Below are 15,980 nucleotides of genomic sequence, written 5' to 3'. Positions count from 1 at the left end.
CGCAACCTTCCCGCGGGTGAGGGCCTCAACGCCGCCACCGGCGAGTACGTCAACCTGTTCGAGACGGGCATCATCGACCCGGCCAAGGTGACGCGTTCCGCTCTGCAGAACGCGGCGTCCATCGCGGCGCTGTTCCTCACCACCGAGGCCGTCATCGCCGAGAAGCCCGAGAAGGCCGCGGCCGCTCCCGCCATGCCCGGCGGCGGCGACATGGACTTCTAAGTCCAACCGCTTTCAGGTAAAAGAGGCGACCCCGAGATGTCGGGGGCGCCTCTTTTGCGTGTTCCCCGAGGCATCGTCTGTCACCTGTCGTCGTGGTCGTCGTGCGTCCTCGAATGGGCCGCCCCGATGGGCGCCGCCGGAGAGGCCACGAGCCGCGGAGTTCGATCCGGCGCCGGCCGGTACGGAGTCGCGGGCGAGAAGAGGGATCTCGAAAAGCCGGGGACCGGCCGAGCAGGGCCGAGGGGCGCGGTCACATCCAAGCTGGCCGGCTGACTTCGCTGCTATCAAGCAATAAATGGACAAGGCGGACGGAACAAGAGTTCAAGCCGGTGTGTCGTTTCCGGGACGCGCTGCCGTGCGGCCATAGAACAAAGTCCTTGCTGTAGCGACGGGGTTCTTGGTGGTACAGCGGTAGGTGAGGGGAACGATGGATCATAACCACTGGAAACCACCTGGTCGGTTACCGGGGGGCGGGTGGCGGTCACGTGTCCTTCCAGCCATGGCGGTGCTGGTCATCGTGGCCGGACTGGCGGCGCCGACAGCCACGGCTGTGGCGACCACGCCGCCGGAGAATGTCGTTTACGTGGCCAACTCACAGTCGAACACCGTGTCGGTGATCGACACGACGACCAACACGGTCACCGCCACCATCACCGTCGGTGAGAACCCCATCGGGGTGGCGGTCGCTCCCGACAACGCACATGTCTACGTGACCAACGCGCAGTCGGACAACGTGTCAGTGATCGACACAAGGAGCAACAAGGTCACTGCCACCATCCCCATCGACGGCCACCCCGTCGGGGTCGACGTCTCCTACGGCGGCACCCGCGTCTACGTGACCGATGTGCAGGCGAACGTCGTGTCGGTGATCGACACGAGGAGCAACAGGGTCATCGCCATCATCCCGGTCGGCCACAGCCCCTTCAGACTCGCCGCCGCTCCCTATCGCCGTGTCTATGTGGCCAATCAGGACTCCGACACCGTGTCGGTGATCGACATGGTGACCAACAGGGTCATCGCCACCATCCCGGTCGGCCACAGCCCGTTCGGGATCAGGTTCTCTCCCACTCGTCCCCGTGTCTATGTGGCCAACCAGGACTCCGACACCGTGTCGGTGATCAACGTGAGGACCAACAAGGTCATCGCCGAGATTCCCGCGGGCAACCATCCTTTCAGGATCGCGGTCTCCGATGACGGCGCCCACGTCTACGTGACCAACCTGATTCCGAACGTCGTGACGGTGATCGACGCCAAGACCAACAAGGTCACCGCCACCATCCCGGTCGAGGGCTCCCCCTTCGGAATCACGATCTCCCCTGACGGTGCCCAGATCTATGTGGCCAACCTGGACACGGACAGCGTGACTGTGATCAACCCCAAGACCAACGGGGTCATCAGGGTCATCCCGGTCGGTATAAATCCTTTCGGGATCAGAGCGGCGCACCACATTCGCCGGAGTACCGCCCCGATCAGAGCGCGCGAGCCGGGGAGCGGGCCGTAGCCCGATCAGGTGGTCACCCGGCGAGCTGGGCGGGAAGCTCCCGGGCGTGCAGGACGGTCAGTGAGGTGACGGCCCGGGTCAGGACCACATACAGGCGGGCCAGGCCGCGAGGTTCGGCGTCGACGATGTCCGCGGGTTCGGCCACGATCACGTGGTCGTACTCCAGGCCCTTGGCCAGGGTCGCCGGGATGACCAGGAGGCGGTGGTCCTCGACGGTGTCGGGGCTCAGCACCCGGTGATCCAGGTCGGACAGGGCCTCGGACGCGGCGCCCACCAGGGCGTCGGGGACGATGACGCCGATCGAGCCCTCGCGGGCGAGTGCCTCCCGCGCGGCATGGGCCAGCGCCGCGGCCAGGTCGGGTGCCGGCCGCACCGACAGGGAGCCCGCGCCGGGGCGCAGTGACCGGGGGGCGGCCAGGTCCGGGGCGACGGAGGGCAGCAGCCTGGCCGCGTAGTCGAGGACCTCGCGGGGCACGCGGAAGCCGAGGGTCAGCTCGGTGACGGCGCCGTCCTCGAAGCCCAGATGACCCAGGACCTCGGTCCAGGACCGGGCGGACCAGGGCGTGGTGCCCTGGGCAAGGTCGCCCAGAACGGTGGCGGAGCCGGTGCGGCAGCGCCGGCCGAGGGCGCGCAACTGCATCGCCGACAGGTCCTGGGCCTCGTCCACGACCAGGTGGCCCAGCGGGACGGTCCGCTCGATCATGTCGCCCAGCTCGTCCATCAGCGCGCCGTCGGCCGCCGACCACTTCGCAGAGCGGAAGGACTTGGGAGGCTTGGGCCAGAGCAGCAGCGACTGCTCGGCGGCGGTGAGATCGTCCTTGGCGGCGGCGGCGAGGAAGGCGGGGTCGCTGAACAGCCGATGGAGCACCTGCTGCGGGGTCAGCTTGGGCCAGACCGCGTCCACGAGCTGCCTGACCGGCTTGGACCTGGCGACCGCGTCCTGCACCCGGTCGTCGGGAGACTCACCGCGCTGCTCCATCCGGACGAGCACCAGGTGGGCGAGCCGCTGGGCGAGCGTCGCGCGCCCCGGGCCGTAGCGGGTGGTGCCGCGGAGCGAGGCGACGATCTCGCGGACCTCGTGGTCCGCCACCCGGTAGCGGTTGATCCCCTTGGTGAACAGCACGCCCTCGGTGGGCTTGACCACGTGCGCCCACAGGGCGCGTCGCAGCACACCGACGATCCTCGCGTCGCCCTTGAGCGCGCCGACCGCGGGGTCCTCGGTCGCGGAGTGGTCGCCGAGGATCCCGGCGATCGTGGTCTGGTCGACCTTGACCTCGCCCAGCGCGGGCAGGACCGAGGAGATGTAGGAGAGGAACGCCCGGTTCGGGCCGACGATCATCACGCCCGACCTGGCGAGCCGCTCACGGTGGGTGAAGAGCAGGTAGGCGGCCCGGTGCAGGCCGACGGCGGTCTTCCCGGTGCCGGGGGCACCCTGGACGCACACCGTCCGGCCGAGTTCGGAGCGGACGATCTCGTCCTGGTCGGGCTGGATCGTCGCGACGATGTCGCGCATCGGTCCCGAGCGGGGGCGCTCGATCTCCTCGGTGAGGATCCTGCTCTGGGCGAGGGCGGCGCCGCCCTGGTCGAGGCGCTCGTCCTCGTAGGCGGTCAGGTCGCCGCCCTGGTAGCCGAACCGGCGGCGCAACACGACGTGCATCGGGTCGGACGGGCTGGCCTGGTAGAAGGCCCGCGAGACCGGGGCGCGCCAGTCGATCACCAGGGGTCGGCTGCGCTCGTCGTGGACGTGCCTGCGCCCGACGTAGACCGTGCCGGGAAGGTCGTCGTCCGCCTGGCGGTCGAGGCGGCCGAAGAACAGGGGCGTGCCCGAGTGGTCGGCGAGCGCCGCCACCCGCTGGTCCAGCAGCGCCTGCAGGATCTGCTGGGAGACCCAGTCTCCGGCGGCGTCGGAGGAGAGGGACTGGGCGTGCTCGCGCATCGCGCGCAGCGCCGTTCTGGAGGTGGCCAGGTGCTCGCGCTCGGCGGCGAGGGTCCGGGCGGGATCGTCGGTTATGTCAGGGGCCAATTGATGTGCGGGCACGCTGAAGCGCCTCCCATTCGATAAACGGAGGTGGTGGTCATCGGGTAGCGAATGGGCCAGCTTAGCGGTGGCGCCGGTGTGTCTCAAAAGGATTAACGTCGGACTGGGACGCGGTGGGCGCGGGTATCCCGATGGGCGTGCGGATCTCCCCTGTCATACCGACGGTCGCCAATCTTCTCCTGGCCGCGCTCTGGGGGCTTTCGGTGTTCGCGGGCTGGGGGCCGGAGGCATTCTGCTCCGACCCGGGCTGCGTGGCTCGGCTGGACGGGGTGGCCGGGGCATCGGCCCTGTTCGCGGTGATCGCGGCCGGTTGCACGGCGGGTGCCTGGCTGGTGCCCAGGATTCGCGGTGACGAAAATCGTTTTATCACTCTGATGATCACTGCGGTGATCATGTGGATGATCGCGGAAAGCGTTTTCTTTGTCGGCGGACTGATCGTTCGGTAATCATCCTGGCACCCTCCGTCATTCTCCTGTGAAATGGCGAAAAAGCCAGGCGAACATGGTGACTCCCGCAGATCATGGGGGTATGTCGCCAGTGGCCGCGAGGCCTAGCGAGGGGGTGGTTTGTTTGTCGAAAGCCCGCGGGATTTCGTGGACCTGACACAAATTGACGACGTGTTCGCCATGTGGGGCTATTCTCCGGCGAGCACGTCGTCCGCGTCGATGATCTGATATGCGTACCCCTGCTCGGCCAGGAACCGCTGCCGGTGGGCGGCGAAATCCTGATCGACCGTGTCGCGGCTGACCACCGAGTAGAACCGGGCCCCGCCTCCGTTCGCCTTCGGCCGGAGCACCCGGCCGAGCCGCTGCGCCTCCTCCTGCCGCGACCCGAAGGTGCCCGAGACCTGGATGGCCACCGCCGCCTCCGGCAGGTCGATCGAGAAATTGGCGACCTTGGAGACGACCAGGACCTGGATCTCCCTGTCGCGGAACGCCTGGAAGAGCCGCTCCCGCTCCTTGACCTTCGTCTCCCCCTTGATCACCGGCGCGTTCAGGTGCTCGCCCAGCTCGTCGAGCTGGTCGATGTACTGCCCGATGACCAGCACCTGCTCGCCCGGGTGCTGCCGGACCAGCGCCTCGGTCACCCGGGTCTTGGACGGTGTGGTCGCGCAGAACCGGTAGCGTTCCTCGGACTCGGCCATCGCGTAGGCCAGCCGCTCGGCGTCGGTCAGCGTCACCCGCACCTCGACGCAGTCGGCCGGGGCGATCCAGCCCTGGTTCTCCATCTCCCGCCACGGCGCGTCGTACCGCTTGGGGCCGATCAGGGAGAACACGTCGCCCTCGCGGCCGTCCTCGCGTACGAGTGTGGCGGTCAGGCCCACCCGCCGCCTGGCCTGCAGGTCGGCGGTCATCCGGAAGATCGGCGCGGGCAGCAGGTGCACCTCGTCGTAGACGACCAGGCCCCAGTCGCGGGCGTCGAACAGCTCCAGGTGCCGGTAGACGCCCTGCCTGCGGGTCGTCATCACCTGGTACGTGGCGATGGTGACGGGCCGGATCTCCTTCTTCGTACCGGTGTACTCGCCGATCTCGTCCTCGGTCAGCGAGGTCCGCTTGAGCAGCTCCTGCTTCCACTGGTGCGCCGAGACCGTGTTGGTCACCAGGATCAGCGTCGTCGCCTTGGCCTGCGCCATCGCCGCCGCGCCCACGATCGTCTTGCCCGCGCCGCAGGGGAGCACGACGACGCCGGAGCCGCCGTGCCAGAACGCCTCGGCGGCCTCCCGCTGGTAGGCGCGCAGCTCCCAGCCGTCCTCGGTGAGCGCGATCGGGTGGTGCTCGCCGTCGACGTACCCGGCCATGTCCTCGGCGGGCCAGCCCAGCTTGAGCAGATGCTGCTTGATGTTGCCGCGCTCGCTCGGGTGCACGGCCACGCCGTCGTCGCCCAGCCGCTCGCCCAGCAGCGGCTGGATCTTCTTGGAGCGCAGCACCTCCTCCAGCACCGCCCTGTCGGTGCTGTTCAGGACGAGCCCGTGGGCGGGGTGCTTCTCCAGGCGGAGCCTGCCGTACCGCGACATCGTCTCGGCGACGTCGACCAGTAGCGCGTGCGGCACGGGGTAGCGGCTGTGGGCGATCAGCGCGTCGATCACCTGCTCGGCGTCATGCCCGGCGGCCCGCGCGTTCCACAGCGCCAGGGGGGTGACGCGGTAGGTGTGCACGTGCTCGGGCGCGCGCTCCAGCTCCGCGAACGGGGCGATCGCCTTGCGGCACTCCCCGGCCTTCTCGTGATCGACCTCAAGGAGCAGGGTCTTGTCCGATTGGACGATCAGTGGTCCGTCAGTCACAGACTTCTCCCTATGGTCGCTGCGGGCTACGGCGGATCAGCTCATGGTCGCACTCGCGGGTGCGCCCCGCTCCATGTCTCCTGTGTGCAACGGGCGGGAACGCCTGGGCAGTCCCACCTCCCGTCCGGCGTGATGGATCTCACCACCCGGCGATTCCTCGCCTGCCCGGTCTACGGCACCCGTGCGCGACCACAGGCCACGGATGGCGGTCCCCGGGGATGTTCAGTCGAAGGCGCCGTTGATGCCGGCGATGATGAAGGCGGCCGCACCCAGGATGATCAGCCCGATGTTGATGCCGATGCTGATCCAGGTCCACTTGAGCAGGTTCCTGGCGCCCGGGGGGTCGGTGTCCACCCTCCCCAGGGCGACACTCGACAGGATGACGCCGGCCAGGCCGCCGAGGGTCACGTAGCAGCTCAGCGTGAGCACGATGCTGATGACCATGGCGACGATCGCGTGGGTCCTGACACCCTCGGTGTTGCGGTACGGGGGTGCGCCGTAGCCCTTTCCGTAGCCGGGCTCGCCGTAACCCTGCCCGTAGGGCTGCTCGCCGTAGCCGGGCTGCCCGTAGCCCTGACCATAGCCGGGTTCGCCGTAGCCGGGCTGTCCGTAGCCGGGGGCCTGGCCGTAGCCGGACGGCTGGAAGTGCTCGGAGTGGTGACCCTGCTGGGGTTGACCGTAGCCGGAGGTCTGGCCGGGCCCCGTGTTATAGGGGCTCTTCCAGTCGTCCGGGTTGGTGCTGGGGCCTTCGGAGTGACCGCTGCTCACTGTGGATCTCTCGCTTCTGTGGAGCTCGGAACATCAACAGATATCACGATATGGGCCGTGAGCCGTGCGCCTTTGACGAATGGACTCGGTCGCATTCCGGCAGCTAGGCCCTACCCTCCTGGAACTTTTGCCCATCGCGGTCGCTCAGGCGACGCCCCGCCGCGTCGTCGGCCACCGCGGCTCCCTCCCTCCGCCTCGCGAGGCAGCACCCGACCGATCCTCGCGGTGGCAAGATCCGCGGGACAGAGACCAAGGCCGGGATGAGACTGAAAAGGGGCCCTCGCGTTCCGGCGAGTGACGCGGTCCCGCAGGACCGGTGACCGAGCTCGCGGCGGCCCCATCCCGAGATCGAGACTACCCCGTGGCCTTTCCCCGGCACGCCGGGGCCGTCCCCGATCCCGGCCGGACCCGCCGAGGATATCTCAGGCGATGTCGGCGATGCCGGTGATGCGGTGCAGGGCGAAGCGGTGCACCGCCGCCCGCGTCTCGTCGTAGGCGGTGAGATAGCCGCCCTCCATCCGGGCCGGTTCGAGGATCCGGCTGGTGGCGTTGCCCTGGGAGTCGAGGTAGCCGATCCAGACCTGCGACCCCTGCCGGATGGCCTCGCGCAGGGCGACGATCGTGGCGGTGGCGGGGGAGCGCGGCACCTGGCCGCCGGGGGCGACCACCGGGGCCCTGCGGGCCTGGTGGGCGGCGTCACCCGCGCGCACGGCGCGGACGGCGGCCGCCACCACGTCGGCCTCGGGGCCGCCGAACGTGACCGGGGCGCGGACCGCCAGGGTGCTCTCGGTCCTGCGGACGTCGAGCTGAGTGATGATCACGTCGCCGTCGAGGGACTCCGCGGCCGGGGCGTAACCCATCGCGCGCAGCGAGTCGACCAGCGTCGGCCGGGAGGACTGGGCAGCGATCACCGTGGGGGCGAGCCGCCGCAGCCGTAACGGGATCGCCCGCTTGTCGGCCATCACCTCGTCCAGCAGCGAGGAGTCGTCGCACCGCACGTACGCGCTCGCCGTGCCGACGCGCATCCGGCCGTGGCGCCGGGCCACGTCGGTGACCAGGTAGCTGAGCGGTTGCGGCACCGGCGTGGCCGAGTGGCGCTCCAGCATGGCCAGCATCTCCTCGGCGCCCTGCCCGGAGTCCAGTGCCCGCCGGATCGACCGTTCGTCGAAGCGGTAGACCGTCGCACCGCCGGTCGACTCCACCTCGGCCGCCAGTGCCAGCCACCGTCTCAGGTCGCCGGTGAGCGGCCCGGGGGCGACGGCGGTCAGGTCGGCCTGGAGGAGCACGTGGTCGAGTGGCTCGGGCAGCAACGGGAGCAGCAGGCGGGCGGCGGAGGCGGCACGGCCACCGCCGGGGACGCCGGGGTCACCGGAGACGCCGGGACCGTCGAGGGCCTCGGGAAGCAGGGCGCGGCCGTGGCCGGAGAGCAGTCCGAGGCCGGTGACACCGATCTGCTCGGCCTCGCGCAGCGTGAACTCCACCAGCTGGTCGCGCTGGCCGCTGCGACGGCGGGGCTGCTCCCAGGCCAGACGCATCCGCACCGCGTCGAGAGTGGGGGCCACCCCCGGCGTCGCGGCGAGCATGGCCAGGGTGGTGGCGCGCACCTCGGCGGCGGCGGCGCGGCGCAGGTCGGGATGGAGGGCGTTGAGTAGCCGGTCACGCTCGTCGCGCTCGCCGATGACCCCCGGCACCCGGTCCATGGTGAGCCAGGCGCCTGCCAGCAGGGCCCAGCGGTCCTCGGTGGCCTTCACCCGCCAGCCGTCGTAGCCGGGGGTGGGCATCCACTCCCCGTCGACCGCGCCGCTCGCCGCGACCAGCCCCGCCGCGTAGCACACCTCGATGATCATCCCCGCCCCCCACTCGGGCAGGTCGAGCAGGGTCGCGACCCGTCTGAGATCGCGCACGGCCAGGCCGCCGCTGCGGAGCACGCCGGGCGGATCGACGCTCCAGCGTTCGCACAGCTCCTCCGCCGCGCGGGTGAAGGTGAACGCCTGTCCGGCCGCCGTACGGTCGGCGAGCCTCTGGTCGCGCTCGGTGCCCCCGGACACGGGAGGGAGGGGGGACAGGTCCCGGTGGATCCGGCCGTCGCGCAGGAACAGCGCGACCTCGCGGGGCAGCACCACGGTCTCCTCACCGGTGGCGGCCAGCAGCGCGCGGGAGAGGAGCTGCTCGATCGGCGACTGTGCGGTGGCGGCCCGAACCTCGCGGCGGGCGTTGGGCACCCGGCCGCTGGCCGGACCCCAGGCCAGCTCGTTGAGCGCCGACCGGGCCTGCGGCGATACCTCCTCGACCAGCCGTCCGACGATCTCCGGATCGCCGAGCAGTGCGGCGAGGGCCTCCCTGGTGTCGCCGCCCTCGCCTCCGGCGTCCTGGATCAGCTCGGCCAGCCGCTCGGCGGAATGGTGCCGGAACGCCTCCTCGGCGGGCGGGCCGAGCCCGGCGGGAGCGTCCAGCACCCCCCGCACACCGGGGGCCGGAGTCAGGGCCCGGTCGGGTCCGTAGACCAGCGCCATGGTGCGCAGCCGCTCGACCGCCTCCTTGAGGGCGCTCTGGAACGCCGGGCCTGCCGCCCCCGGCAGGGCACGGGCCAGCTGGGCGCGTAGCGACCTGTAGGGGACAGGGGCGGGGAGCACCACCAGCGTCTCCACGACCGCGAGTGTGAACCGGTCGAGCCGGTCGAGTGCCCTGCCCACCGCCGACGGGCTGCCGGCTCGCCCGGCCAGCCCCTCCAGATGCGCGGGCACGGGGGTGATGAGCTCGGGGCGTATGGAGACGAGTGCCCGCAACCGGTCGTCGCTCTGACTGCGCAGCCACTCGGTGAACTCCGTGCTCATTCCGTCAATGGTAAGAGGCTTGACCGACATCATGCGGCCTGAGCGAATTCCGTGATCACACGAAGGGGGTGAATCGATCACGTGATGGGGGGTGAATGGGGGAAGAAGCTCACGAGCGAGACGATGTCGAGAGAGGATGGCCAGCGTGATCGAGCGTGCCGACCAGCTCGTCCTGGACTACGTCAGCAAGGCGGCCGACGCCGCCCAGGGCGTGCTGCAGCCGAGGCAGCGGATCGACTTCGTCGCGGTGCTGCGCAGGCGGATCGACGCCGAGCGGGCGGGAACGGACGATCCGGCCGCGGTGGAGAGGGTGCTGGCCCGGTTCGGTGACCCCGCCGCGCTGGTCCGCCGCGAGCTGCGCCGACTGGGCGCCCAGCCGCGCTCCCGGGCCGCGGGCGTCGTCGCTCCGGCCATGCCCCTTGCCGCGCCCACACCGGACGATTCCGCCCCCGATTCAGCCCCCGGTTCCGATCCGGCGGACTCCGGCGCGGCCGGCCGCGAGGCGCGGGACCCCGGCGAGACCGCACCGGGCGATCTCGGTGTCCCCGCTCCCCGCCGGCCCGTGCGGGGGCATCCGTACGCCTCGACGGGAGTCCCCTCGGATGCCGCCGAGCCCGCACCGGGCGATCCCGGCCACTCGGCCGCTCGCGGGTCAGGGCGAAAGGACCAGGGGGCGTCACCGGTCACCCCCGACGACGGCCCGGGTGGCGGATCGGGTGGTGGAGAGGACTCCGTGGACGAGTGGGAGGACATCGTGGAGGGCGATCCGCCGACCGAGGAGATACCACTCATACGGGATCCCTCGCCGCAGGAAGCGCAGGGAGCCCCGCCTGAGGCGCGGGAGGCCTCACCGGCTGCACCCGCGGCATCGGGAACGGCTCGGCCGGGGGCGGCGGAAGGGGCGTCGCCGGAAGCGCCGGGTGGGAGGCCGGAGGACACGGGGCCACGGGGCCAGCTGCCGCCCGGTGTGGTCAGGGGCATGCGGGAGGCGGAGGAGCTACTGGCCAGGCGGCGGGTACGCGGTCAGCGGGGGTGGCCGCGCCGGTGGAGCCCGGCTCGGTCGCGGGAGGACGTCGCCCCCGCCGCGCGTGACACCCGGGCGATCCTGCTGAGCCACCGGCGTGAGACGGTCGGCATGGGCCTGCTGGCCCTGGCCGGGCTGCTGATCCCCATCCCCCTCGCCCCGATCGCGATCTTCCGGATCCCGGTGCTGGTCTGGGCCGTCGCGGTGCTCGTCGTGATCGCCTGCCAGAGCTGGCACACCTCTGACAAGGTGCTCGGGTTGGCCGCTCCGATCGTGAGCTACACCCTCGGTGGCGGCCTGGTCGCCCTCGTCCGGGCCAGGAACGACCTCGGCACCGTGCTGGATGAGTTCTTCGGCATCAGCGGGCTCATGTTCCTGCTGGGCGCGGCATGGGGGGTCTTCTGGCTGGCCTGCCGCCTGCTCGATCCCGAGGTCACCGCGGGGCGGGGAGGCAGGTGACGCTCCGCGGGCCGTGCCGGGGGCTCTCAGCCGATGGCCTGGACCGCCGACCGGGGCAGCAGGCCGAGCGCGAGGCACACCCAGGCGGCGACGAAACGGTCGCGCTCCGCGCGGCCGGGGGGTTCGCCCACGGTCTCCTCGAACAGCCGGTAATGGACCACCGCCCCGCCGAGCACGGCGCCGATGGCGGGCCAGTCGGCATCGGCCCCGGCGTACTCGGGCTGGGCGCGAAACCAGGTGGTGATCGCGTCGAACATGGGCTGCAGGAGGCCGTCGCGTACGGTCGCGACCAGCTCGGGGAACTGGCTCAGGTCGCGGAAGAACACGCGCGTGAGGTCTCTCTCCTCGCGGACCTTGGCCAGCCCGGACCTGCACAGCTGGGCCAGCCGCTCCTCGATCTCGGTCGAGGTGTCGACGACGCTGAGTTCGGCCAGGGTCTCGGCGATCTGCGCCCGTGTTCTGGCCGCGTGCTCGTTCACCGCCGCGGCCAGCACCTCGTACTTGGACTTGAAGTGCCGGTAGAGACCCCCGGCGCCCGGTGACAGCCCGGAGGCGGCCTCGATCTCGGCCACCGAGGTTGCCGAGTAGCCCCGCTCGGCGAACAGTCGCAGGGCCTCGTCGATGATCCGCTCGCGCGTTGATCTGGTCATTTCTCTGCCGATACCTCCACCATGACCCTATCCAGTGCCGACCATGCCGGGTCGCACCGCGCCGGTCCAAGCCCGTTGCGAGGGCACGCCGGCCGACTCGCCGAGAGGGCGTGCCGGCCGTCGGGCGCTCAGGGGGAACCGTCCGGGGAGGGACCGTTTGCCCGCGGATAAGTAAATCCTTCCGGTGCAGGGTTCCACAGTGGGCGGCGTCATGTACAACACTTGGGATTGGCCATATTTAGGGGGATTTGGCATTCTTTGAGGGCTTCTCGAAGAAACCTCTTCGAGTAGCCGACAAGGAGCGGTGAGTGACCCGATGAACTCGGTGGGATTCGACCTCGATCTGACGCTTGCCGACACCCGCGCGGGCATCGCCGCCGTTTACGACGAGGTGGCGTTGCGCACCGGCTTCTTCATCGACAGCGGCGCCGTGCTGGCCAGGCTGGGGCCGCCGCTGGAGTGGGAACTGGCCAACTGGATGCCCGCCGCCGAGGTCCCCGCGGCGGCCGACGTCTACCGGCGGCTTTACCCGTCGATCGCGGTCCCGGTCACCACCCTCATGCCCGGTGCGCGCGAGGCGGTCGACGCGGTACGGCGGGCCGGGGGCAGGGTCACCGTGGTGACGGGGAAGAACGCCCGCGACGCGGCGCACACCGTCGAGTTCCTCGGCCTGGAAGTGGACGAGCTCGTCGGATCGGTCTTCGGGGCGGCCAAGGGGCCCGCGCTCGCGACTTTCGGCGCCGCCGCCTATGTTGGAGATCATGTCGCGGACATCGAGGCGGCGCGAGCGGGAGGAGCCGTCAGCGTGGCGGTGGCAACGGGCGTCTATCCGGCGGTGGAACTGCGTGATCACGGAGCAGATGTGATCCTGGGCGATCTGACCGAGTTCACCGAATGGTTCGACAGCTGGCGAACTCCCACGGCTCTTGTGTAATTCGGGCCCCAATACACGGTCGCTCTCGGCGTCCGCTGGGCATAACCTACATCCATTCCTTTTCACGACAGTCTGAACGAGGTCACCCCTGTGCCGAGTGGCAAGGTCAAGTGGTACGACGCCGACAAGGGTTTCGGTTTCCTCACCCGCGACGACGGCGGTGAGGTCTTCGTGCATTCTTCCGCGCTGCCCTCCGGCGTGGACTCCCTCAAGCCGGGCCAGAAGGTCGAGTTCGGTGTGGCCGAGGGGCGCCGCGGCCAGCAGGCGCTCTCGGTTCGAGTGATCGACCAGCCCCCCACGCTCGCCAAGACCGCCAAGCCCAAGGGCAAGCGCAAGAAGCCCGACGAGATGGTCGTCATCGTGGAAGACCTGATCAAGCTCCTGGACACGGTCTCCACGTCGTACCAGAAGGGCAAACACCCCGAGGCCACGCACGCGAAGAAGATTGCTGCCGTGCTCCGGGCGGTGGCCGACGACCTGGACGACTGACAGCCCGCCGACCGCCCCTCCGCGTGCCCCGGCTCAGCCGTGGGGGGTGGTCAGCGGTCTGGTCCGCTTCTCCGTGGGGGCGTTATCAGGCCGCACGACCACGGTGGCCGTCCCTGCGGCCCGCGGCCTGACCCACTCGGCGGACACCCCGTCCCGCGCGAACCGCTCTGTACCTTCGGCGGGACGAGGCGTGCCCGGACCCCGGGCGGCCTCGACCCTGGCGTCCACCTCCCGGACCCGCCTGCGGCGACGGACCAGCAGCCAGCCGAGCGAGCCCGCCAGCACCACGGTCATCAGGGCCAGCCCGGCCGATCCGCCGGCGAACAGCGAGAGCAGCAGCCCGATCAGGCCGCCCAGCACCCAGGAGATCTGCAGAAAGGCCTCCACCACGCCGAATGTGGACGAGCGCACCTCCTCGCCGATCTCCCGTTGCACGATCGCGTCCAGCGCGAGCTTGCCCAGGCCCTGGGCGAAGGCGGCCACCAGCGCGACCGCCACCGCGCTCCACAGCTGGAAGACGACCGCGGCCAGCACCGTGATCGTGGTCGTCACCGCGAGCGTGGCCAGCACGATGACCTGCGGGGAGTGGTTGCGCACCCAGGAGGCCACGGCCGTGCCCGCCAGCCCGCCGGCACCGGCGGCCACGGCCAGCACACCGATGGCGACCGTCGGCGGAAGGCCGGGCAGGTTCCTGTCCTGCACGAGGAAGAGCAGGTAGAAGAGAAGGAACCCGGAGTAGAGGCGGATGGCCACGTTGGCCCACATCGCCTCGGCCACCACCGGGCCCACGTTCAGCATCGTGCGCCAGCGGTGCGGCCGCTCCTCGCCGCTCTCGTCCAGCTCCTCCAGGTCGGGGGAGTCGACGTGGCGCGGGAGCCGTACGGCCAGCACGCCCTGGAGCAGGAAGAGCACCGTCGCCCCGCGCAGCACCCACTCGGCGCCGAGCCAGGCGCTGACGCCCGCGCCGACCGGCACCGCGACGCCGGCCGTGACCAGCGCGAACAGGGCGACCCTCGCGTTGGCCGTGACCAGCGCGATGTCGGCGGGCAGCACGCTCGGCATGATCGCCGCGCGGGAGACGTTGTACGCCTTCGACAGCACCAGCACGGCCAGCGCCGCCGGGAAGATCGTGAACACGTCGCCGGGGACGATCGCCGCCGCCATCGCGAAGCAGAGCAGCCCGCGGCCGAAGAGGGTGCCGGCCATCACGAAGCGCCGCCCCGAGCGAAACCGGTCGAGGACCGGGCCGACGAAGGGCGCGACCACCACGAACGGAATCATCGTGATCAGCAGGTAGAGGGCGACCTGGCCGCGGGCCTCGTTCACCGGGAGCTTGAAGAGCGTCCCGGCCAGGGCCGCGGTGACCAGGGCGTCACCCGCGCTGTGCGCGGCGGTCAGCTCGATCAGCTGGCCCAGCCCGGTGCGGCCCGCGCCCTGGGCATGGGTCAGCCGTCGCGCGGCCCTGCCCACTCGCTGGGTGCCGTTGACCGCGCCCAGGGCCGCCCGCGTCGTCGCCCGGCCCGTGCCCCGGCCGGCGCGCGCGCCCGCCCGGCCCGCGGCGGCGGCCGACCTGCCGACCTGCCGAGAGGCGTCACTCACCGTCTTGCGAACCCGCTCCCACCCAGCTGCCACGTATCCAGTCATACCCGAAGGGTGGGGGAGTTGTCCGGTGCGCCTGGTCACTGCCGGGGCTAACGGGAGTCCGCGGTGCCGTTCGCTCCGGTCATGGGTGAGAATGAACTGTGAGCGCAGTGAGCGAGCGAGCCAGTAGGGACAGCAGCCGTCGTGCTGCGGGGCTGACGGGAGACGACTCGTGAGCCGGACTCGATCCCGCGCCGTGGTCCTTGACCAGGCGTGTGTCGCGGCCGTCGACCTGGCCCGTGCCGCGGTCGAGGAGAACGTCAGGCCGGGCGATGTGGGCGAGCACCTCGGGGTCGAGGGCGAGGGCGACCGTGTCATCACCCACTACTTCGCATGTCTCGACCGCGCCTACCGCGGCTGGCGCTGGGCCGTCACCGTCGCCCGCGCCTCGCGGGCGCGCAACGTGACGGTCAGTGAGGTCGTGCTCCTGCCGGGGGCGGGCGCGCTGATGCCGCCGCAGTGGGTGCCCTGGAGCGATCGGCTCCGCCCGGGCGACCTCGGCGTGGGCGACCTGCTGCCCACCTCGGAGGACGACGACCGGCTCGCGCCCGGCTTCACCGAGACCGGTGACGACTCCGACCAGCAGATGATCTTCGAGTACGGCCTCGGCCGAGCCCGGGTGCTCTCCCCGATCGGCCGCGACCGAGCCGTGCGGCGCTGGCACTCCGGCGAGTCGGGGCCGCACACCCCGCTCGCGCACGCCGCCCCCGCCCAGTGCTCCACCTGCGGTTTCTACTGGCCGCTCGCGGGTGCGCTGCGTACCGGCTTCGGCGTCTGCGCGAACGAGTACGCCCCCGACGACGGGCGGGTGGTCGCCGCCGACCACGGCTGCGGCGCGCACTCCGAGGCCGCGGTGCTGCCGCACCAGGTCGAGCCGACCGCGCCGATCCTCGACGATCTCTCGCTCTCGTACGACACCGCCGAGGACGTCCAGGAACCCGACCTGACCGGGTCGGTGGACGATACGGCCTCCGAGCCGCTCGGTCACTCCTGACCCGGCGCCGCCGGGTCTGTTCCGCCCCGCAGCCGCCCCCGCCGCCCGTCCCAGCGGTCCGCCCGGCCGTCGCCGTTCGGGCGCCGCTCCCGTGGTGTCCCGGCCGGGGCGCCTGGCCGCGCGGGCCCCGACCTTTGGAAGATCG

The 15,980-nt window shown here is 71.0% G+C and carries 13 protein-coding genes; 7 read left to right on the top strand and 6 right to left on the bottom strand.

The features are described 5' to 3' along the window. A partial coding sequence (locus ABZ260_RS29290) for a TCP-1/cpn60 chaperonin family protein (RefSeq protein WP_355624255.1) occupies positions 1-222 on the top strand: 222 nt, incomplete at its 5' end. A 499-nt stretch (positions 223-721) separates the two neighbouring features. After that, positions 722-1,723, top strand: coding sequence for a YncE family protein (locus ABZ260_RS29285; RefSeq protein ID WP_355624252.1), 1,002 nt, complete (start codon positions 722-724; stop codon positions 1,721-1,723). A gap of 13 nt (positions 1,724-1,736) precedes the next feature. Here ABZ260_RS29285 and ABZ260_RS29280 read toward each other — a convergent pair whose 3' ends face one another. Beyond that, positions 1,737-3,761, bottom strand: coding sequence for an AAA family ATPase (locus tag ABZ260_RS29280; protein ID WP_355624248.1), 2,025 nt, complete (start codon positions 3,759-3,761; stop codon positions 1,737-1,739). Between the two features lie 131 nt (positions 3,762-3,892). On the opposite strand from ABZ260_RS29280, the gene ABZ260_RS29275 reads away from it, so the two are divergent. Then, the gene (locus ABZ260_RS29275; RefSeq protein ID WP_355624245.1) at positions 3,893-4,207 is read left to right on the top strand and encodes a hypothetical protein; all 315 of its coding nucleotides are present in this window, start codon (positions 3,893-3,895) and stop codon (positions 4,205-4,207) included. Between the two features lie 188 nt (positions 4,208-4,395). Here the strand turns inward: ABZ260_RS29275 and ABZ260_RS29270 are convergent, their stop codons facing one another. From ABZ260_RS29270 to ABZ260_RS29260, 3 genes are all read right to left on the bottom strand, one after another. Beyond that, entirely contained in the window at positions 4,396-6,042 is a 1,647-nt protein-coding gene (locus ABZ260_RS29270) for a DNA repair helicase XPB (RefSeq protein ID WP_355624242.1), read from the bottom strand. A 222-nt stretch (positions 6,043-6,264) separates the two neighbouring features. After that, positions 6,265-6,810, bottom strand: a complete 546-nt coding sequence (locus ABZ260_RS29265) for a hypothetical protein (RefSeq protein WP_355624240.1) — start codon at positions 6,808-6,810, stop codon at positions 6,265-6,267. A 422-nt stretch (positions 6,811-7,232) separates the two neighbouring features. Beyond that, positions 7,233-9,644 (bottom strand): helicase-associated domain-containing protein, encoded by a 2,412-nt coding sequence (locus ABZ260_RS29260; protein ID WP_355624237.1) that lies wholly within the window; start codon positions 9,642-9,644, stop codon positions 7,233-7,235. Between the two features lie 145 nt (positions 9,645-9,789). Between ABZ260_RS29260 and ABZ260_RS29255 the strand changes: the two genes are divergently transcribed. Then, positions 9,790-11,127, top strand: a complete 1,338-nt coding sequence (locus ABZ260_RS29255) for a hypothetical protein (protein ID WP_355624234.1) — start codon at positions 9,790-9,792, stop codon at positions 11,125-11,127. 26 nt (positions 11,128-11,153) lie between these two features. Here ABZ260_RS29255 and ABZ260_RS29250 read toward each other — a convergent pair whose 3' ends face one another. After that, on the bottom strand, positions 11,154-11,777 hold the full coding sequence (locus ABZ260_RS29250; RefSeq protein WP_355624231.1) for a helix-turn-helix domain-containing protein: 624 nt from the start codon (positions 11,775-11,777) through the stop codon (positions 11,154-11,156). A 304-nt stretch (positions 11,778-12,081) separates the two neighbouring features. On the opposite strand from ABZ260_RS29250, the gene ABZ260_RS29245 reads away from it, so the two are divergent. Together ABZ260_RS29245 and ABZ260_RS29240 are read left to right on the top strand one after the other, a co-directional pair. Beyond that, complete coding sequence (locus ABZ260_RS29245) at positions 12,082-12,711, top strand: HAD family hydrolase (RefSeq protein ID WP_355624228.1); 630 nt, start codon at positions 12,082-12,084, stop codon at positions 12,709-12,711. 90 nt (positions 12,712-12,801) lie between these two features. Further along, on the top strand, positions 12,802-13,200 hold the full coding sequence (locus ABZ260_RS29240) for a cold-shock protein (RefSeq protein ID WP_355624224.1): 399 nt from the start codon (positions 12,802-12,804) through the stop codon (positions 13,198-13,200). Between the two features lie 33 nt (positions 13,201-13,233). Here the strand turns inward: ABZ260_RS29240 and ABZ260_RS29235 are convergent, their stop codons facing one another. Further along, complete coding sequence (locus ABZ260_RS29235; protein ID WP_355624221.1) at positions 13,234-14,844, bottom strand: MFS transporter; 1,611 nt, start codon at positions 14,842-14,844, stop codon at positions 13,234-13,236. 169 nt (positions 14,845-15,013) lie between these two features. Between ABZ260_RS29235 and ABZ260_RS29230 the strand changes: the two genes are divergently transcribed. Beyond that, positions 15,014-15,835 carry a DUF3027 domain-containing protein gene (locus ABZ260_RS29230; RefSeq protein WP_355624218.1) on the top strand — a complete coding sequence of 274 codons (822 nt, stop codon included), beginning with the start codon at positions 15,014-15,016 and terminating at the stop codon, positions 15,833-15,835. The last annotated feature ends 145 nt before the right edge of the window (positions 15,836-15,980 follow it).

The sequence above is a fragment of the Streptosporangium sp. NPDC006013 genome, from assembly GCF_040614275.1.
Taxonomy (GTDB): Bacteria; Actinomycetota; Actinomycetes; order Streptosporangiales; family Streptosporangiaceae; genus Streptosporangium.
The sequence above is the reverse complement of the archived record's forward strand: the minus strand, read 5'-3'. Positions and strand labels throughout refer to the sequence as shown.